The 18,721-nt window shown below is 70.6% G+C and carries 16 protein-coding genes; 12 read left to right on the top strand and 4 right to left on the bottom strand.

Features of this window, described 5'->3' with window-relative positions:
• A partial coding sequence (locus tag Q1N79_RS10690; RefSeq protein ID WP_300607656.1) for a pyridoxal-phosphate dependent enzyme occupies positions 1-333 on the top strand: 333 nt, incomplete at its 5' end.
• A 57-nt stretch (positions 334-390) separates the two neighbouring features.
• Complete coding sequence (locus tag Q1N79_RS10685; RefSeq protein WP_300607653.1) at positions 391-702, top strand: DUF4229 domain-containing protein; 312 nt, start codon at positions 391-393, stop codon at positions 700-702.
• Between the two features lie 32 nt (positions 703-734).
• Here the strand turns inward: Q1N79_RS10685 and cysC are convergent, their stop codons facing one another.
• Positions 735-2,294, bottom strand: coding sequence for an adenylyl-sulfate kinase (gene cysC / locus Q1N79_RS10680; RefSeq protein ID WP_300607651.1), 1,560 nt, complete (start codon positions 2,292-2,294; stop codon positions 735-737).
• Positions 2,295-2,367: 73 nt separating this feature from the next.
• A complete protein-coding gene (locus Q1N79_RS10675; protein ID WP_300607648.1) occupies positions 2,368-3,129 on the bottom strand; it encodes a bifunctional 2-polyprenyl-6-hydroxyphenol methylase/3-demethylubiquinol 3-O-methyltransferase UbiG in 762 nt (253 codons plus the stop codon).
• Between the two features lie 127 nt (positions 3,130-3,256).
• Here Q1N79_RS10675 and mfd point away from each other — a divergent pair, with 127 nt between their 5' ends.
• The 5 genes from mfd (at position 3,257) to Q1N79_RS10650 (ending at position 11,105) form a co-directional block, all read left to right on the top strand.
• Positions 3,257-6,982, top strand: a complete 3,726-nt coding sequence (gene mfd, locus Q1N79_RS10670; RefSeq protein ID WP_300607645.1) for a transcription-repair coupling factor — start codon at positions 3,257-3,259, stop codon at positions 6,980-6,982.
• A 58-nt stretch (positions 6,983-7,040) separates the two neighbouring features.
• Entirely contained in the window at positions 7,041-7,742 is a 702-nt protein-coding gene (locus Q1N79_RS10665; RefSeq protein ID WP_300607643.1) for a hypothetical protein, read from the top strand.
• Positions 7,736-8,758 carry a MazG family protein gene (locus Q1N79_RS10660; RefSeq protein ID WP_300607640.1) on the top strand — a complete coding sequence of 341 codons (1,023 nt, stop codon included), beginning with the start codon at positions 7,736-7,738 and terminating at the stop codon, positions 8,756-8,758. Before Q1N79_RS10665 ends, Q1N79_RS10660 begins: the two co-directional genes overlap by 7 nt.
• 209 nt (positions 8,759-8,967) lie before the next feature.
• Positions 8,968-10,410: a sugar transferase gene (locus Q1N79_RS10655; RefSeq protein WP_300607637.1), complete on the top strand. Its 1,443-nt coding sequence runs from the start codon at positions 8,968-8,970 to the stop codon at positions 10,408-10,410.
• Between the two features lie 77 nt (positions 10,411-10,487).
• Entirely contained in the window at positions 10,488-11,105 is a 618-nt protein-coding gene (locus tag Q1N79_RS10650) for a sigma-70 family RNA polymerase sigma factor (RefSeq protein ID WP_300607634.1), read from the top strand.
• Here the strand turns inward: Q1N79_RS10650 and Q1N79_RS10645 are convergent.
• Positions 11,070-12,242, bottom strand: a complete 1,173-nt coding sequence (locus Q1N79_RS10645) for a class I SAM-dependent methyltransferase (RefSeq protein WP_300607631.1) — start codon at positions 12,240-12,242, stop codon at positions 11,070-11,072. The genes Q1N79_RS10650 and Q1N79_RS10645 overlap by 36 nt on opposite strands.
• A 77-nt stretch (positions 12,243-12,319) precedes the next feature.
• Here Q1N79_RS10645 and Q1N79_RS10640 point away from each other — a divergent pair, with 77 nt between their 5' ends.
• The 3 genes from Q1N79_RS10640 to Q1N79_RS10630 all read left to right on the top strand — a co-directional run bounded on the left by Q1N79_RS10640 (position 12,320) and on the right by Q1N79_RS10630 (position 15,137).
• Complete coding sequence (locus Q1N79_RS10640; RefSeq protein ID WP_300607627.1) at positions 12,320-13,552, top strand: class I SAM-dependent methyltransferase; 1,233 nt, start codon at positions 12,320-12,322, stop codon at positions 13,550-13,552.
• Between the two features lie 65 nt (positions 13,553-13,617).
• Positions 13,618-14,493: a sugar phosphate nucleotidyltransferase gene (locus Q1N79_RS10635; protein WP_300607624.1), complete on the top strand. Its 876-nt coding sequence runs from the start codon at positions 13,618-13,620 to the stop codon at positions 14,491-14,493.
• Entirely contained in the window at positions 14,490-15,137 is a 648-nt protein-coding gene (locus Q1N79_RS10630; RefSeq protein ID WP_300607621.1) for a PIG-L family deacetylase, read from the top strand. Before Q1N79_RS10635 ends, Q1N79_RS10630 begins: the two co-directional genes overlap by 4 nt.
• Here the strand turns inward: Q1N79_RS10630 and Q1N79_RS10625 are convergent.
• Positions 15,127-16,437, bottom strand: coding sequence for a polysaccharide pyruvyl transferase family protein (locus Q1N79_RS10625; protein WP_300607618.1), 1,311 nt, complete (start codon positions 16,435-16,437; stop codon positions 15,127-15,129). The genes Q1N79_RS10630 and Q1N79_RS10625 overlap by 11 nt on opposite strands.
• A gap of 235 nt (positions 16,438-16,672) precedes the next feature.
• Between Q1N79_RS10625 and Q1N79_RS10620 the strand changes: the two genes are divergently transcribed.
• Both Q1N79_RS10620 and Q1N79_RS10615 read left to right on the top strand, forming a co-directional pair.
• Positions 16,673-17,986, top strand: coding sequence for a Wzz/FepE/Etk N-terminal domain-containing protein (locus Q1N79_RS10620; protein ID WP_300607615.1), 1,314 nt, complete (start codon positions 16,673-16,675; stop codon positions 17,984-17,986).
• On the top strand, positions 17,983-18,721 hold a 739-nt coding region (locus tag Q1N79_RS10615; protein ID WP_300607612.1), incomplete at its 3' end, for a hypothetical protein. The genes Q1N79_RS10620 and Q1N79_RS10615, both read left to right, overlap by 4 nt.

The following is an 18,721-nucleotide window of genomic DNA, read 5'->3' as shown; positions in this document are numbered from 1 at the left end:
TGGCCGGCCAGCGAGGTCGCCCGCACCGCGGCGGACGCGCTGCGCGTGGAGCAGCTCGGCGAGCTGACGTTCCGGCACATCCGCGCGCTGGTGAGCGGCATCGTCACGGTGACCGAGGAGGAGATGTTCGCCGCCGTCAGGCTGCTGGCCGTGCGGGCCCGCCTCGTGGCCGAGCCGGGCGGCGCGGTCGCGGTCGCGGCGAGCCTGTTCCGCAGCGCGCGCGAGCTCGGGGCCGGCGACGGCCCGCTGGTCGCGGTCCTGTCGGGCGGGAACATCGACCCGGCGCTGCTGTCCCGTATCCTGGCATCAGACACCGAGTCCTACACTGGGTAGTGCCCGGCTGGTTCCTGCCGGCAGGGGACCGGCTGGTTTCTGCCAACAGGGGAACAGATGCGAATCGGACTTGCGTACACGTGCGCGCGCATCCTGATGCTCGTCGTCGCGGCCTTCCTGCTTTACCTGGCGGGTGCGCGGGGGGTCCTGCTGGTTCTGCTGGCGTTCGTCATCAGCGCGCTGGCCAGCTACGTGCTGCTGTCCAGGCAGCGCCAGGCCATGTCGGACGCGCTGAACAGGCGGCTGAACAAGGCCGGGCGCAAGGCCGCCGAATTCCGCGCCAGGATCGAGGAAGGCGCCGCCGCCGAAGACGAGGACGAGGACGAGAACGAGGACTCGGCCCAGGTCCGCCAGGGCAAGCAGCGATAGCGAACCGCACACCCCCCGGAGCAGGTGCGCCGTCAAGGCGCAGCCGGGGGGTTCCGGGGGGTCGTCCCCCCGGGGGGAACGAGCCAGCGGCCCCGGGTGAGCAGGGCGAGCACGGCGGCGAGCGCGTCCCGCCGCGACACGACCGATGTGTCGATCACCAGATCCGCGTCCGCCGGCTCCTCGTAGGGGTCGGAAATCCCGGTGAAGGAGTCGATCAGCCCCGCGCGCGCCTTCGCGTACAGCCCCTTCCTGTCGCGCTGCTCGCACACCGCGAGCGGCGTGGACACGTGCACGAGCAGGAAGTCCCCGACCTCGCCGACCATCGACCTGACCGCGGCCCGCGCGGCCGCGTACGGCGCGATCGGCGCGCAGATGGCGATCCCGCCGTGCCGGGCCACCTCGGCGGCGACGTAGCCGACCCGCGCGATGTTCAGGTCGCGGTCCTCCCTGGAGAACGTGAGCCCGGCCGACAGCAGCCGGCGCACCAGGTCGCCGTCGAGCAGCGACACCGTCCTGTCGCCCCGCTCGAGCAGCGCGTCCCGCACGTCGCGGGCGAGCGTCGACTTGCCGGACCCGGACAGGCCGGTGAAGAAGACGACCAGGCCGCGCTCGGATCGCGGCGGCCGGGCGCGGCGCAGTTCGGCGGCCACCCCCGCCGGCATCAGCCACGGCGGAACGCTCTCGCCCGAGTCGAGCAGCGCGCCGAGTTCGCCGTCGGACAGTTCGCCCCGCTCGGCACCCGGCTCGATCAGGCCGAGGGGCCGCCAGACCTCGGAGACCGGGTCGTAGGCCCACTCGCCCAGGGCAAGAACCTCGACACCGAACTTTTCAAAAACCGATTCTTCCGAACGATCCCGGCCGGCTCCCTCGGTCAGCATGTGCGTCGCACCGTGCGAGGCGGCGACGACCACCTGCGCGCGCAGCTCCTCGTCCGGATCGGCCCGTGGCGGCAGCGGTACCGGGATGACCAGCGTGCCGTCGGGCAGCTGCCGCGCCGCGGCCAGGACGGCCCGGACAAGCGCTTCCGGCCTGCGCACCACGCCGGCCGGGCCGGCCACGAGCGGGAGCAGCAAGATCCGCGCCTTCAGCTGCCCGGCCAGGTGCCTGAGCTGCCCGATGTGCCGCTGGCCGAGCGGACGCCTGGTGGCCAGCGCGAGCACGGGCGCGCCGGCCAGCTCGTGCCGCACGTCGGAGGGCGCCCGCCGCAGCGTGCGGAACGGCCCGTGTTCTGCGGCGCGCAGCGCGGTGACCGGCCCCGCGACGCGCAGCATGCCCCCCGCGGCGTCGCCGTGGGCACGCTCGGTGATGTCCACGACGGCCAGCGGCGAGCCTTCGGTGTCCTGCAGGACCAGGTGCCCGGCGTCGCCGGGCAGCGCGCTCGCGGGCACGGTGAGCGTGACGGGCACCGGCCACGGAGTGCCGTCGGCGAGTTCGCGGCGCGCCGCGACGGCGGCCAGGTCGGCGGTGGTCAGGTATCCCGTCAGCGGCGCGAAGGCGCCGGAGGTGATCAGCTCAAGCTCCCCGAGCTGCGCCTCGCCGGGGGTCCAGGCCGGCCACTCGGCCAGCTCCGCGGGCAGCTGGTCGGCCGTCACGTGCGCCTCTTTTCGTTATTCCCCGTTGGCGTAAACCAGCCGGCGTGTGCGTGCTGTCCGCCGCCTGGGGTCGTCACACGACGCGGGCGAAGCGGTCCTGCGGCTTGCGGATCACGTACAGCAGCTCATCGTGGCCGTCGTCGAAGCGTCCTCCGGTTAGCCGGGAGATGACAGTGCAGGTGATACGCACCGACGATGATATCGCCGTCGGCCGTCCGGGCAGCGTCAGCCGCGCGCCGCGCGCCGCGATGACCAGTCCGCGCATCAGCGTGTAGGAGGCGATGCCCTGGTCGCAGACGGGCTTCTCGTACACGGCGGGGAACGGGCCGGGGACGCCCGGATGCAGCCGGGACCAGATGGCCTTGCGGGCCGGCCGCGGCAGCAGCCGGTCGAGCAGGCCCGCCGCGCAGCGCCGGTCGCCGGTTCGCAGCAGCAGCAGGCCGCCCGGTTTGAGCGCGCTCACCAGCCGGTCGAGCACCAGCTCCACATGCTCGATCCGCTCGAGCAGCAGCGCGCAGTACACGATGTCGAACCCGCGCTGCGGGACCGGAACGGTGCGCAGGTCGCCGGTGATAACGTGGTCGTAGGCGCTCCCGGTCTGCTGCAGTACCTGCCTGGCCAGCGGGTGGTCGGCGTCCACCGCGGTAACCGAGATCTCGAACCCGCCCTCGGCAAGCTCGGCGATGCCGAGTTCGCGAAGCGGGGCTAGGCAGCCCGCCTGGAGCAGGCTGACCGGCTGGCCCAGGCACTGCAGCACATAGTCACGCAGCGGCTCGGCGAAGAACCGGTCCGTCGTCCGCCGCGTACCAGGTGCGCCACGGTCAGCAGTAGTCATAACACCGCATGGTAGTTGATCAACTACTCAGCGCATTACCTTTGCCTCAGGCATACGGGCTGGCGCCTACCGACCGCGACCGGCCACGTAAGCTGGAGGTTGCCGAAAACTTCGACATTGGGACAGTATGAGCCTCGCCGGACTACTAGCCGCCGTAGCCGAAGATCCCCAGCTAAGCAGCCTCCTCGCCGGCAGTGACGCGCCCGAGCGCGACATCGTCGCACCGTCCGCGCTTCGCCCGCTGCTCGTCGCCGCGCTGGCGGCCGGCCCGGCGGGCGGCCGCGATCGCGATCGCGGCCGCGGTCCAGGCCGGTTCGTGCTCGCGGTAACCGCGACCGCGCGGGAGGCCGACGACCTGACCGCGGCGCTTGGCGCGTTCCTGCCGCCGCACACCGTCGCCTGCTTCCCCGGCTGGGAGACGCTGCCGCACGAGCGGCTGTCGCCGCGCTCGGACACGGTGGGCCAGCGGATCGCCGTCCTGCGCCGCCTCGCCCATCCCGCTGGCGTGGCGGGGCATCCTGATAACAGCAAGGGTGACGGGGAACCCGCACGCCGGCCCGCCGGTGATAACAGCAAGAACGATGGGGAGCCGGCAGGCCGGCCCGCCGGCGATAGCAGCAAGGATGACGCGGCGCTTGCCGGGCCACTCCGGGTGGTGGTCGCGCCGGTGCGCAGCGTGCTGCAGCCGATCGTCGCCGGGCTCGGCGACCTGGAGCCGGTGCGGCTGCGGGCGGGCGACGACGCCGACCCCGACGACGTGATCGCCCGGCTGGTGGAGATCGGCTACGCCCGGGTGGAGATCGTCACCAGGCGCGGCGAGCTCGCGGTGCGCGGCGGGCTGCTCGACATCTTCCCGCCGACCGAGGAGCACCCGCTGCGGGTGGAGTTCTTCGGCGACACCGTGGAGGAGATCCGCGTGTTCCGCGTGGCCGACCAGCGCAGCTCCGGCCAGGCGCCGCACGGGCTCTGGGCGCCGCCCTGCCGTGAGCTGCTGCTGACCCCGTCGGTCCGCGCCCGCGCCAAGGAGCTGGCCGACCAGCACCCGGCGCTTTCCGAGCTGCTCGGCAAGATCGCCGAAGGGATCCCGGTCGAGGGCATGGAGGCGTTCGCGTCGGTGCTCGCCGACCGGATGGAACTGCTGCTCGACCACGTCCCGCTCGGCGGCATCGTGGTCGCCTGCGACCCGGAGCGGATCAGGACCAGGGCGATCGAGCTGGTCGCGACCAGCCAGGAGTTTCTCGAAGCGTCCTGGGTGAGCGCCGCCGCCGGCGGCGAGGCGCCGGTCGATCTCGGCGGGTCCGCGTTCCAGCCGATCGCGAAGATCCGCGAGGCCGCGGCCGACCTCGGCATCTCGTGGTGGACGCTCGCGCCGTTCGGGGCGATAGAGGACTTCGAAGACGGCACGGACGGTCAGGCAGAGCCGGCTGGCGACCAGAGCCGGCCGGGATCGTTCGGGAAAATAGACGCGAAGCCCGCTCCCGCCTATCGCGGCGATACGGCGCGGATGCTCGCGGACGTGCGGGCCGCGCTCGCCGGCGGGTGGCGGGTCGTGCTGGTCGCCGAGGGGCACGGGCCCGCGCAGCGGCTCGCGGAGATGCTGCGCGGCGAGGGGTTCGGCGCCCGGCTCGGCGACGTCACGGCCGAACCCGAGGTCGGCGTGCCTTACGTGTCCACCGGCGAGCTGCGGCAGGGCTTCAGCTGGCCGGCGGCGCGGCTGGCCGTGCTCACCGAGGCCGACCTCGCGGCGCGCGGCGCGTCCCGGCCGAGCACCAGGGACGAACGGCGGATGCCGTCTGCCAGGCGGCGCGGCGGGGTCGACCCGCTGCAGCTCAAAGCCGGTGACTACGTGGTGCACGAGCAGCACGGGGTGGGCCGGTACGTCGAGATGACGAGCCGGACCGCCGCGGGCGCCACCCGCGAGTACCTGGTGCTCGAGTACGCGCCGGCCAGGCGCGGGCACCCGCCCGACCGGCTGTACGTGCCGACCGACCAGCTGGACGAGGTCACCAAGTACTCCGGCGGCGAGGCGCCCGCGCTGCACCGGCTCGGCGGCGCCGACTGGGCCAAGACCAAGGGCCGGGCGCGCAAGGCCGTGCGCGAGATCGCCGCCGAGCTGATCCGGCTGTACTCGGCGCGGATGGCCTCGCCCGGGTACGCGTTCGGGCCGGATACGCCGTGGCAGCGCGAGCTCGAGGACGCCTTCCCTTACGCGGAGACGCCCGACCAGCTCGCGGCCATCGACGAGGTCAAGCACGACATGGAAAGGCCGGTGCCGATGGACCGGCTGATCTGCGGTGACGTCGGCTACGGCAAGACCGAGATCGCCGTGCGCGCGGCGTTCAAGGCGGTGCAGGAGGGCAAGCAGGTCGCGGTGCTCGTGCCGACCACGCTGCTCGCGCAGCAGCACCTCAACACGTTCTCCGAGCGGTACGCGCCGTTCCCCGTGGTGGTCAGGCCGCTGTCGCGGTTCCAGTCCGACGCCGAGGTGGCGGACACGCTGCGCGGCATGGCCGAGGGGTCGGTGGACGTGGTGATCGGCACGCACCGGCTGCTGTCACCGGAGACCCGCTTCAGGCGGCTCGGCCTGGTGATCATCGACGAGGAGCAGCGGTTCGGCGTCGAGCACAAGGAGTACCTCAAGCGGCTGCGCACCGAGGTGGACGTGCTGGCGATGTCCGCCACGCCGATTCCGCGCACGCTGGAGATGGGCGTGGCCGGCATCAGGGAGATGTCCACGATCCTCACCCCGCCCGAGGAGCGGCACCCCGTGCTGACGTTCGTCGGCGGTTACGACGACAAGCAGGTCGCCGCCGCGATCCGCCGCGAGCTGCTCCGCGACGGCCAGGTGTTCTACGTGCACAACCGGGTGCAGTCGATCCGCAAGGTGGCCGCCCGGGTCGCCGAGCTCGTCCCCGAGGCGCGGATCGCGGTCGCGCACGGGCAGCTGAACGAGCACGAGCTCGAGAAGATCATGGTGGACTTCTGGGACCGCGCGATCGACGTGCTTGTCTCGACCACGATCGTGGAGTCCGGGCTCGACATACCGAACGCGAACACGCTGATCGTGGACCGGGCGGATGCGGCCGGGCTGTCCCAGCTGCACCAGCTGCGCGGCCGGGTGGGCCGCGGCAGGGAGCGGGCGTACGCCTACTTCCTGTACCCGACGGAGAAGGCGCTGTCCGAGGTCGCGCACGAGCGGCTGGCCACGGTCGCGCAGCACACCGATGTCGGCGCGGGCATGTACGTGGCGCTGAAGGACCTGGAGATCCGCGGCGCCGGCAACCTGCTCGGCGGGGAGCAGTCGGGGCACATCGCCGGCGTCGGGTTCGACCTGTACGTCCGGATGATCGGCGAGGCGGTGCGCGAGCTGCGCGATGACGCGCCGGCCGAACGGCCGGAAGTGCGCGTGGAACTGCCGGTGAACGCGCACATCCCGCACGACTACATCCCCGGCGAGCGGCTGCGGCTGGCGGCGTACACCTCGATCGCGGCGATCGACTCCGAGCCTGACGTCGACGCCGTCACGGGCGAGCTCACCGACCGGTACGGCGAGCTGCCGCTGCCGGTGGCGACCCTGCTCGACGTGGCCAGGCTGCGGTTCGCCGCGCGCCGCGCCGGGCTGACCGACATCACGTTGCAGGGGGCGCACGTCCGGTTCGCCCCGGTCGTGCTGCCCGATTCGCGCGTGGTGCGGGTTCAGCGGCTGTACCCGAAGACCGTGCTCAAGCCGGCGGTGCGTACGATGCTGGTACCGGTGCCGAAGACCGCCACGTTCGGCGGGGAGCCGCTGCGTGACACCGAACTGCTCGCGTGGTGCGCGGAGGTCATCCGTTCGGTACTCTCCGGTTTGTAACTCAACGTCCGGAACGCCTGACGTCCGGGAAGCTCGATCGTCCGGGAAGGGATCGCCTGTGTTCGGCAAGCCTGGCGCGGCGGCGCGTGCGGCCGCCTTCGGGGTCCTGTCCATCAGCACGTGCCTGGCGCTGGCCGCGTGCTCCCCGGTCAAGTTCGGCGCGGCGGCGGTCGTCGGCGGCCAGCGGATCAGCCTCTCGGCGCTTGACACCCAGGTCTCGAACCTGAAGGCCGCGGCCGCCCCGTACGGGAGCCAGATCTCGCTGACGGCCGCGGAGATGCCCGCCGCGGTGCTCGGCTGGCTGATCAAGTTCCAGATCGGGAACCAGATGGCCGCCGCGGCCGGCGTCTCGGTCACCCAGGCGCAGGTTCAGGCGGGCACCGCGGACATCAACTCGGAGGCCGCCGAGGCGGCCGAGGAGGAAGGCCTCAGCAGCGCGCAGGCGGCGCTGCTTGACGCGGGAGTCACGCCGCAGATGCTGCCCGACCTCGGCCTGTTCCAGGCCCAGGAGCTCGCGATCGCCGAGAAGAGCAACGGCGGCAAGCTGCCGACCACGACCGCGCAGGACAACGCGGTCAGCGCGCTGCTCACCAAGGATCAGTGCGCCGCGGCCAAGTACCTGAACATCCAGGTGAACCCGCAGTTCGGGCGGCTGGACTACAGCCAGCTCACGGTCGTCCCTGTTAACGACACGCTGTCCCGGCCGGCCGGGACGCCGTCGCCCGCCGACACCTCGGGGCTTACCCCGGCGTCGTGCTGACCGTCCTGCTGACCAGCCCGCGGGTGGCGCCGGGGCTGCTCACCTGGCAGGCATGGTCGGCGCTGCGGTCCGCCGCGCGGGTGCTAGCCGGGTCGGCGGACCATCCGCAGCTGCCCGCGCTGACCGCGGCCGGGGTGAACGCCGAGGTCCTGGCGGGGCGGCCCCCGCAGGACCCCCAGTCACTGGCGGCGGCGCTGCGCGCCGCGGTTGCGGCCGCGGCCGGGGCCGGGGCGGTGGTGTGGCTGGCCCCGCCGGGGGACGCGGATCCCGGCCTGCTTGACGCGCTGGCGGAGCCGCCCCTGCTCCTGCACGGCTCCCGCGACCTTCCGGGCGCCCACCTGCTCGACGTGGTCGGGGTCATGGACGCACTGCGCGTTTCCTGCCCGTGGGACGCGCGGCAGACGCACGAGTCGTTGCTGCCCTACCTGCTTGAGGAGGCCTACGAGGCGGTCGAGACCGTGGAGGGCGGGGACCTGACCGCGCTGCGCGAGGAGCTAGGCGACGTGCTGCTCCAGGTGCTGTTCCACGCCAGGATCGCCGCCGAGCGGTCGCCGTCCGACGGCGGCTTCACGATCGACGACGTCGCCGACACGCTCGCCGCCAAGATGATCAGGCGGCACCCGCACGTGTTCGGCTCGGTGGCCGTCTCCTCCGCCGACGACGTCGCCGCGAACTGGGAGGAGATCAAGAAAGCCGAACGCACGGAGCGGTCCGCGGCGTCCGGTTCGCCGCCGCCGTCCGTGCTTGACGGGGTGCCGTTCGGGCAGCCGGCGCTGTCGCTGGCCGCGCAGCTGCAACGGCGGGCGGAGCGGGCGGGCTTTCCCGCGGCCGCTGCTGGCGCGGCCGCTGCTGGCGCGGGCGAAGGGGCCTCGCCGGCGGAGGAACTCGGCGCTGAGCTGATGCGCGTGGTGGCCAGGGCGCGCACGGCGGGAATTGACCCGGAAACGCAACTACGAGCCGTTGCGAGGCGCTACGCTGAGCGCGTGCGCCGGTGGGAACGGTCCGGTCGCGCCTGACCCTGGGGGGCAGGCGACGGGTCACATTGTTTCTGGTGTGTTTCTGCTGGTCATGGTGGGGTTTGTTCCGTGCTTTCTGATCTAAGCGTGTCAACCTGGCGCTGAAGCTGCGCGTCTTGTTAACGGGAAAAGCTCTTCTTACTTTGGTTCAACTCAGACGGTGGGACGGCTGGCTTGCCAGTCCACCTAAGGGGTGGGGACGGTCTGGTGTGAGCAACTATGTCATTACCGCCAGCGACAGGCGGGCGCGCATGGCGTCCGGGCTGGCGATCTGGACCCGGGTTTACCTTCGCCGTGCGGCGACGTTCGATTTCGCGATTGCGGTAGTTTCTTCCACGCTGGCACTCCAAGTCCGATTCGACGGCCATATCAGCGCGGGGTACGCCGCGCTTAGCCTTGTTTTCCCGTTGTCGTGGGTGCTCGCGCTGTGGCTTTCCGGAGCCTATGACGTCCGGTATATAGGGACTGGCTCCGATGAGTTCCGCAAGGTGCTGAATGCCGGAGTAAGCCTGACGGCGTGCATCGCGATCCTCTCCTATGCGGTCAACACCGAACTTTCCCGCGCGTACCTGCTGATTACCATGCCGAGCGTCACGGCCGTTGACCTGACGGTCAGGTACGCGATGCGCAAGCGGCTGCACAAGCAGCGCACCCTGGGCCGCTGCATGTCCACCGTGCTGGCCGTCGGCCCCGAGTCCGCGGTGGCCGACCTGGTTGCCGAACTGCGGCGCGACACCTACCACGGGCTGACCGTCGTGGCGACCTGCCTGACGGGGGAATCGGGACGCCGCGACGTGGCGGGGGTCCCGGTGTTCGGCGGACTGGTCGAGGTGGCCGACGCGGTGCGCCGGTGCGGCGCCGACACGGTCGCCGTGCTGTCGAGCAGCGAGATCGACAGCGCCGCGCTCAGGCAACTCGCCTGGGAGCTTGAGAAGACCGGCACGGACCTGTGCGTCGCGCCCGCGCTGCTCGATGTCGCCGGCCCCCGCACGACGATCCGCCCCACCGCGGGGCTGACGCTCCTGCACGTGGACCATCCCCAGCTCACCGGGCCACGCCTGGTGGTCAAGGAGATCTTCGACCGTGTCGCGGCCGGCCTGGCCCTCGTCGCGCTGTCCCCGCTGTTCGCGGCGCTGTCGCTGGCGATCCGGCTCGGCGACGGCGGTCCCGCGCTGTTCACCCAGACCCGGGTCGGCAAGCACGGCCGCACGTTCAAGATCTACAAGTTCCGCACGATGGTCGTGGACGCGGAGAAGCGGCTGGAGGAACTGCGGGCCAGGAACGAGTTCGACGGGGTGCTGTTCAAAATGCGCCGCGACCCGCGGATCACGGCGGTCGGTGCCCGGCTGCGCAAGTGGTCCATAGACGAGTTGCCGCAGCTTATCAACGTGTTCCGAGGCGAGATGTCGCTGGTGGGACCACGGCCGCCGCTACCGGACGAGGCGGCGCGATACGCCGACCATGTCCGGCGCCGGCTGGTCGTCAAGCCGGGGCTCACCGGCATGTGGCAAGTGAACGGCAGGTCGGATCTGTCGTGGGACGAAACAGTGCGCCTTGACCTGCGCTACGTCGAGAACTGGTCGTTCGCTCTCGACCTGCAAATCCTGTGGAAGACGCTATCGGTGGTCTTCAGGGGTTCGGGCGCCTATTAGCTACCGAACCTATCCCGCTGAGTCCTGGACCCGCACAGGAACTCGATCTCGCCGAGGCCTTGGTAAGGGAGATGCAGATGACCGTGATGATCGACTGTGAGATGACCGATATGGAGCACGCGGACCGGGGGGCTGGCATCCGCGGTGTCGCCGAGCCTGACGTGGCCCGGCTGGTCCGGCAGGCAGCGAACGGGGACAAACACGCCTGGGAGCGGCTTGTTGACCAGTATTCCAGGCTTATCTGGTCGATTACGAGAGAATTTAAGCTTGTCGAGAGCGATGCCGCGGACGTGGTGCAGACGACCTGGATGCGGTTGATCGAGCACATTGACCGGCTGCAGCATCCGGAGCGCGTTGGCTCCTGGCTGGCGGCCACCGCACGCAACGAGTGCCTGCGGAACCTGGCCGCGCGCAAGCGGATCGTGCTCGCCCACGAGGATGTCGCGTTCGACGGTCCCGCCGAGCACGAGCCCGAGATCGACGAGGCGTTGCTGTCGGAGGAGCGCGCGGAGGTCGTCAGGGAAGCGGTGGCGCATCTGCCGCGGCGCTGGCAGCGGCTGATGGAACTCCTGATGGCCGACCCGCCCGTCTCCTACGCCCAGATCTCCGACGAGCTCGGGCTCCCGGTCGGCAGCATCGGCCCGACGCGGGGCCGCTGCCTAGCGAGGCTTCGCGTGCTGCTCGACGCCTGCTGAGCCGGGTGCGGGGTCGCCTGCTGGCAGTCCGTCACCGTCCACCCACCGCCCACCGCTTGCCTCGATTTCCGGGTAGGCGTGCCGGACCTCCGCCATCAGGTCGGGGACGAAGAGCACGACCGCCGCCGGGGTGCGCGCCGTCAGCTCGGCCGGGCTGATGACCGGGATGGCCGTCCCCGGTATCCGCAGCCCGTGCTTGGCGGGCGAGGCGTCCGCCACGGCGGGCAGCAGGTCACGGTCCACGCCGGCCAGGCGGAGCAACGCGACCGCCCGGGATGCGGCGCTGTAGCCGAGGACGGTCTTGCCCGCCTCGGCCATGACGGCGAGCCAGTCGTGCAGCGCGCTCGCGCGGGTCCGCGCGTCGCGCTGGAGGCCGCCGACCACCGCGGGGTCGCGCACCCCGGTGCGGGCCTCGGCGGCCAGGAGTTCGGTGACGGTGCCATCGGGCTGGCACGGACTGCCGGGAGCGCCGGCGTCGTGCCGCGCCGCGAGCAGCACGGTTCCCCCGTACAGGGGGAACCGCCACGAGGTGGTCGGGCTGAGGCCCGCCGCGGCGAGCATCCGGGTGAGGGCGGCGGCAGAGTAGTAGGCGTAGTGCCCGTGCCGGAGCACGTTCCACTGTCCGCGGCGGACGATCGTGTCCAGCCAGTGATACTGCAGCAGCAGCACCCCGCCAGGCGCGAGCCTGGCGGCCCGCTCGGCGACCGCCGCCGCCTGGTCGGCCGCGTGCATGATCCCGAAGCAGTCGAGGATCACGTCGGCCTCGGCCCCGGCGCCGACAGGAACGAGGCCGCGGTCTGCGAGCAGCCCCAGCCACGAGCCGCCGTGCGGGCTTCCGTACTCGGCCACCCGTGCGCCGGGGGCAAGCAATCCCGCCGCGGCGACCTTGCCCACCGCGTCCGCGGCCTGGGCCGCCAGCGCGGCGGGCTCAGCGCCCTTGGGCTCCTCGGGAACGGTCGGGTCGGCGAGCAGCTGGGCCAGCCCGCACGACGAGCAGAGCCACATTTGCAGTGGGTAAACCGGATCGGGTCCTGGATCGTCCCACTGGGGGAAGTAGTCGCACGCGGGCTGCTCGCCCAGGTCGAGGACAAGATCGCCGGCCTGCCCCCGGCACGCCCGGCACTGGTGTACGGTCACGTTAGTCCTAACCTGGGAAACGTCGTCGCAGCCAGCCTATAGTCCTAGCCGGCCAAGAATCAGGAAATTGGGGGAGCATGTCGTCAGGGCATGCGTGCCGATTGTGTGGCGCGGAACTCATACGCACGTTCGTGGATTTGGGAATGTCGCCGCTTTGCGAGAGCTATGTCGCGGCCGAGCGTCTTGACGAGCCAGAGGTGTTTTACCCGCTGCATGTGCGGCTATGCGAAGAATGCCTGCTCGTCCAGCTTCCCGCTTATGTTCCAGGCGAGGACATATTCTCCGATTACGCGTATTTTTCATCGTATTCCTCGTCGTGGGTCGCGCACGCCAAGCGCTACTGCGACGATATGATCGCCCGGCTCGGCCTGGCTCGCGGCAGCCTGGTCACCGAGGTGGCGAGCAACGACGGCTACCTGCTGCAGCACTTCCGCGCGGCCGGCATCCCCGTCCTCGGCGTCGAGCCCGCGGCGAACGTCGCCGCGGCCGCACGGGCCAAGGGCATCCCGACCGTCGTGCAGTTCCTCGGGCCGGACACGGGCGCGGCCATCGCCGCCGAGCACGGCCGCGCCGACCTGGTGGCGGCGAACAACGTCTTCGCGCACGTCCCGGACATCACCGGGTTCGCGGCGGGGCTGCGCGAGCTGGTCAAGGACTCCGGACTCGTGACGCTGGAGTTCCCGCACCTGCTCAGGCTCATCGAGCGGCGGCAGTACGACACGATTTACCACGAGCACTATTCGTACCTGTCGCTGCTTACCTCGAGCCGTGCGCTGCAGACCGCCGGCCTGCGCGTCGTCGACGTCGAGGAACTCAGCACGCACGGGGGTTCGCTGCGGGTGCACGCGCGGCCGGCGGCGGCCGCGGGAGAGCCCGCCGAACGGGTGAAGGCGGTGCTCGACGCGGAGGAAGCGGCGGGCCTGCATTCGGTCGCCGGGCATGCGGGGTTCGCGGGCGAAGTCCTGCGGATCAAGAGCGACCTGCTGAGCTTCCTGCTCACCGCCGCGGCACAGGGCCGCCCGGTGGCCGGCTACGGCGCGCCCGGCAAGGGAAACACGCTGCTCAACCACTGCGGGATCAGATCGGACCTGCTCGGCTACACGGTCGACAGGTCGCCGGTCAAGCAGGGGAAGTTCCTGCCGGGCACGCACATTCCGATCTACCCGCCAGAGCGCCTGGCACAGACCAGGCCGGACTACATCCTCGTGCTGCCGTGGAACCTGCGCGATGAGATCACCACCCAGCTTGGGTACGTGCGATCCTGGGGCGGGCGCCTGGTCTTCCCGATTCCCTCGCTCGAAGTCGTGTGAGCCTCGTATTACAGAGCGTGCCTGGCAGGTCTGATAGCTCAGGTGGCTTCAAGGAGGAGGGTGGCATGAAGGTAGTCCTGTTTTGTGGTGGCCTGGGCATGCGCATGCGGGACGGGGTAACGACCGCTCCTAAGCCCATGGCATTGATCGGCGAGCGTCCGCTGCTGTGGCATGTCATGCGCTATTACGCGCACTACGGGCACACGGAGTTCGTGCTCTGCCTCGGCTATGGCGCCTCCGCGGTGAAGGACTTCTTCCTCAACTACGACGAGACCCGGTCCAACGATTTCGTGATGAGCGGCGGCGGTCAGGTCGATTTGTTCAAGACGGATATTTCTGACTGGCGAATCACGTTCGTCGACACGGGCCTGCATTCCGCGATCGGCGAGCGGCTGCGGCGCGTCCGGCGCTTCGTCAAGGACGAGGAGATGTTCCTGGCCAACTACGCGGACGTTTTCACGAACGCGCCGCTGCCGGACATGATCTCCCGTTTCACGGCCAGCCAGGCGGTGATCAGCCTGCTCGCCGTGCCTCCGCAATCCTCCCATCACGTCGTTGACATCGACGAGAACGGGCTCATCACCCAGGTGACCCCGGTGCGCGACCTGCGCCAGTGGGAGAACGGCGGGTATTTCGTGATGCGGCAGGAAATCTTCGACCACCTCAACGAGGGCGAGGACCTCGTCGAGGACGCGATCGTGCGCTTGGTGCCGCAGGGGCGCGCGCTCGCTTACCCGTACAAGGGGTACTGGTCGCCGGCGGACACCGTCAAGGAACGCGCCCAGATGGAGGAGATGTACCACAGGGGGAACTGCCCGTGGATGATCTGGGACGCCGAGCGCTCCGGGCACACCGCGCCCACGTCCGCGGACGTGCTGGCCCGCGCGGCCGGCGCGGCCGGCGCGGCCGCGCTCGCCGCCGACCAGGTGGTCAGCGCGTGATCAGCTGGCGGCTGAACGCACCGGCCGGCGGGCCCCTGTCGGTGCTCGCGATCGGAGCGCACCCGGACGATATCGAGATCGCGGCGGGTGGCACCCTGCTCAGCCTCGCCGGACGCCAGCACGGGCTTCGGGTCAGGTATGTGCTGCTCACCGGAACGCCGGAGCGGCAGCGCGAGGCCAGGGCGGCCGCGCGCGGCTTCACGCCAGGCGCCGACCTCGAGGTCGAATTCCATGATCTGCCCGAGGGACGGCTGCCGGCCGTCTGGGCCCAGGTCAAGGAGATTATCGAGGGCGTGGCCCGCTCGTTCGCTCCCGACCTCATCCTCGGGCCCGCCACGGGCGACGCGCATCAAGACCACCGGACGATCGCGGAAGTGCTGCCGACGGCCTTCCGCGATCAGGTCTGCCTCGGCTACGAGGTCCCCAAGTGGGACGGCGACATGCCCCGGCCGAACACGTACTTCCCGCTGACCGACGAGATCGCGCGGGCGAAGGCCGACCTGCTCGACGAGTACTACCCCTCACAGCACAAGCGCGATTGGTGGGGAGCGGAGACGTTTCTCGGGCTGGCGCGCCTGCGCGGCGTGGAGTGCCGCGCGCGCTACGCCGAGGCGTTCACGTGCACCAAGCTGGTCATCTCCTGACGGCCGACTCGGCCGCGTGACGGCCCCGAGGGCTCGCGGGAACGGCCTTGCCCCCGCCGTCCCCCTCGTCCCCGCTGTCTTCGTCGAACAGCACTTGCGACAAGACCGTGAACTGGTCGTCCAGGGCGCGCATGTTCGCCGCGTTCGCTTCCGCCATCTGCTGCCGCAATTCGGCGTGCCGTGTCTTGACCGCCTCGAACTGCTCGATGAGCTGGGCGACGCTGAACGAGTTCGCGGAAAGGCTGAATTCCGCCAGCCCCATGTCGGTCATCAGGTCGGCGAACTTTCGTGAATAGCCAAGGGATATGGTCGGCTTGCAGAGTTTCAGCGCGCACATCACATTGTGGTAGCGGGTGGCGACCACCGTTCCCATGGGGGACATGAGCCGCATGAGGTCGGCGTAGGAATCGGCGCGTTCGGCGGACACCACTGCCGGGCCGAGATCTGGCCGCTCGCGCCGTACGGCGGCCAGCACCTGGTCGGCGACGTCCCAGTCGAACTTGCTGTCCCCGCCGAAAAGCCGCACCCGATGGCCGGAGTTCACGAGCCAGCTGGTGAACTGCGTCATCTTCTCCACATAAGACGAGTGGATCTCCGCCGCTTGCGCCCTGTCGTCGTTTCCCCCGTGATACGCCATCACGCCGACTCCGACTGCCCGCAGGTCCCCGGGCTCGTACGGCGGGGTCGGGACGCCGAAGACGAGGTCGGGATACACGCGATCCCGCGACGTGTCGATGCCCCGGGCCCGCATCGCCGCAAGCGAGTGTTCGTCGCGGTAGGACCGGTAGCACGCCAGCCGTGCGGTCGCGTTGGATAGCCACCGGCTGGTCCGCTGCCTGACGGGGCCGGCCCCGACGCTCACCAGCGCGACCTTGGTGCGGAAGATTCTCCCGGACACCGCGACCACGAGCAGCGTGAACGGGTATCCCCACGGCCGCACCGGCAAGGTGAGCTCAAGCGGGCCGGTGCCCGGCATGATCACCACGTCGTGGCGGCGTACCCAGGACATCGTCCTGAACACGTCAAGCCCCTTGCCGAGGGCCTTGACCGGGGCCGCCACCGGGCCCGGCATGCGGCCCTCATGTTTGGAGTACCAGTACAGGGGCGTGATCGCGATGCCGTACCTGGTGCGCATCTGCTCGGGCGTCCCGCCGCCCATGACATCGACGATGGCGTCCGGGTGGGCGGCCGCGAGGTAGTCGAGCACGGTCTCCATAGACGCGTCGTTGCCCGAGTTCCCGGAACCGAGGATGCCGAAGAGGCCGACCTTGGCAGTCTTCGGCGGGGGTGGCTTGTTCACGTCTGTCCCTAATCTCCTTCGGCTGCCCGGGCTGGACTAAGCAGCTGACGCGTGTGCATGCAGGAGATCGGGGAGGACCGCGGCCTGATACAGCCGGTGGCATCCGGGCGGCCGGGCTGGCCGCCTGTGGCGCCGCGCCGTAGTCCGCGGTCCGGCAAATCTACCTTTGCGCAGCCGTATCACCACGCCGCCCGTGCGCTCTTATTCGATGGCAGAGTACTCTCCCGGAGGCTGAGTGAGCGGGCAGGCGCTGGATCTGAAGAGGTCAGCCACGACCGTGTGGCGGCACAAGATCGTGGCGGGCACGATCGTGGCCTTGGGGTTGATCGGGAACACCGTGTACTTCGCGGCTCAGCCCCAGGTGTACACGGCAAGCGCGCTCGTCGTTCTCCCCCCTCCGCTCAACGCCTCAACGGCCGGCGGGCAGACGCCTTCCGTCAACGTCTCCACGCAGTCTGTCGTCGTCACCAGCGTGCCGGTGCTCCTGGCCGCGCTGCGCACCGCTGACCTGTCAGTCTCCCTCGCGGCGCTGCAGCACCGGATCACGGTCGCTGAGGCGGGCTCGCTGACCATATCGATCAGCGCCCAGGGCGAGACCGCACAGCAGGCGGAACGGACGGCGAACGCTGTCACCCGCAGCTACATCGCCTATATCACCGCCGCCAGCAATCCTGCCGGGCAGCAGCCAGCCGAGCTGCTGCAGCCCGCGGCGACCGCGATCGCGAAGCCCCGCACCACCCGTGTTTACGAGGCGGCCGCGTCTGGCGCCGCGGCAGGCGCGCTGGTCGCGTTCATCGCGGTGCTCGCGATCTGGGGTAACGACCGCCGGCTGCGCAAGCGCGACGCCATCGCCGACTCGATCGGGGTACCCGTCCTGGCCGGCGTCCGCGCCAGCTCCCCGGCCGATGCGGCCGGCTGGACGAGGCTTTTCTGGCACTGCGAACCCCGGGCGGGCGACGCGTGGCTCCTGCAGCGCGCGCTTCGCGAGCTCGGCCTGCCCTGGCAGGCCGGTCACGGCGGCGCCGGGTCGGTGGCGGTGCTGTCGCTGTCGCCGGACCGCGCGGCTCTCGCGCTAGGGCCCCAGCTCGCGGTGTCCGCCGCCGGGCAAGGCATTCCCACCGCGCTGGTGATCGGCCCATGTCAGGCCACCAGGGAGGCGACCGCCCTGCGGGCGGCGGGCGGCGCCGCGACAGGACAGGACGCGGGGAACCTCCGGGTGCTGGTGACCAACCACGAGGACATCTCCCAGCCGCCCGCGCAAGCCCTGACCGTCGTCGTCGACGTCGTCAGCCCGCAGGCGCCTCGCCTCGCCGGCACGCCGCGCGCCGACGTCACGCTGCTGGCGGTTACCGCCGGCGCGGTCACCGCGAAGCAACTGGTCCGCGTCGCCGCCGCCGCCGCTGGCGCCGGCCGGACCATCGCGGGAATCTTGGTGGCCAACCCCGAGTCAGGTGACCAGACAACCGGGCGCCTGCCACAGCTGGCGCGGTTGGACCAACACCAAACGCCAACCCGCATGGTCGGCCTAGTGACGGAGAGTAGACGATGACGGAACGTGAGCAGGCGGTGACGTACTCACTGAACGGGGACCATGACGGTCCCGCGCGGCTCACAGCCTTTCCCGACTTCATCCTGCCCGAGGACCAGCCGGCCGATGTGGCCGCCGGCCTCGTGAGCCTGGGCTACATCTGGGCGGCCATTCACCGCAAGGCGCGGCTGGTGTGCGCGCTTGCCCTCGTCGGTATCGTGATCGGCCTGGGCTTCTTCAAGATCGACCCGCCCGCGCACAGGGCCCAGACCTCGGTGCTGATCACGTACGGGGTCGACGAGAACCCGTCGGAGGCGGTCTTCGACGAGCAGGCGATCGCCGAGAGCCACCCGGTGGCCGAGCTTGCCATGGCCAAGCTCGGAATTCACCAGAGCCTCGGCAGCTTTGCCGCCTCGTACTCGGTCACGATCGTTACCGAACGCGTGCTGCAGATCACGGCGAGCGCGAAGACCAGCAGCGAGGCGGTCAGCAGGGCCAACGCGATAGCCAGCTCGTACCTGCAGCTGCGGGCCGAGCAGCAGGAGCAGGCTCAGCAGGTGGTCACCCAGTCCATGCAGCAGGAAGTGCCAGGGGACATGCAGAGCGTGGCGTCCCTGGAAGCGAAGGTCGCCGCCGTCGAGCGCGAGCCCAAGACGTCGGCGCAGCAGGCCGAGCTCAAGAAGGTGCAGGCCCAGGAGAGCCAGGCCGCCCTGTCGCTGAGCGTGCTCCAGGAGGCCATCGCCGAGAACCAGGCAG

This window comes from Trebonia sp., assembly GCF_030042015.1.
Lineage (GTDB): Bacteria > Actinomycetota > Actinomycetes > Streptosporangiales > Streptosporangiaceae > Trebonia.
Note: the sequence above shows the minus strand (reverse complement) of the source record. Positions and strands in the feature narration are given on the sequence as shown.

Coding starts and splice junctions, on each gene's coding strand:
- mfd (WP_300607645.1), top strand. CDS start 3,257: ATGAGCCTCGCCGGACTACTAGCCGCCGTAGCCGAAGATCCCCAGCTA.
- Q1N79_RS10685 (WP_300607653.1), top strand. CDS start 391: ATGCGAATCGGACTTGCGTACACGTGCGCGCGCATCCTGATGCTCGTC.
- Q1N79_RS10635 (WP_300607624.1), top strand. CDS start 13,618: ATGAAGGTAGTCCTGTTTTGTGGTGGCCTGGGCATGCGCATGCGGGAC.
- Q1N79_RS10650 (WP_300607634.1), top strand. CDS start 10,488: ATGACCGTGATGATCGACTGTGAGATGACCGATATGGAGCACGCGGAC.
- Q1N79_RS10640 (WP_300607627.1), top strand. CDS start 12,320: ATGTCGTCAGGGCATGCGTGCCGATTGTGTGGCGCGGAACTCATACGC.
- Q1N79_RS10675 (WP_300607648.1), bottom strand. CDS start 3,129: ATGACTACTGCTGACCGTGGCGCACCTGGTACGCGGCGGACGACGGAC.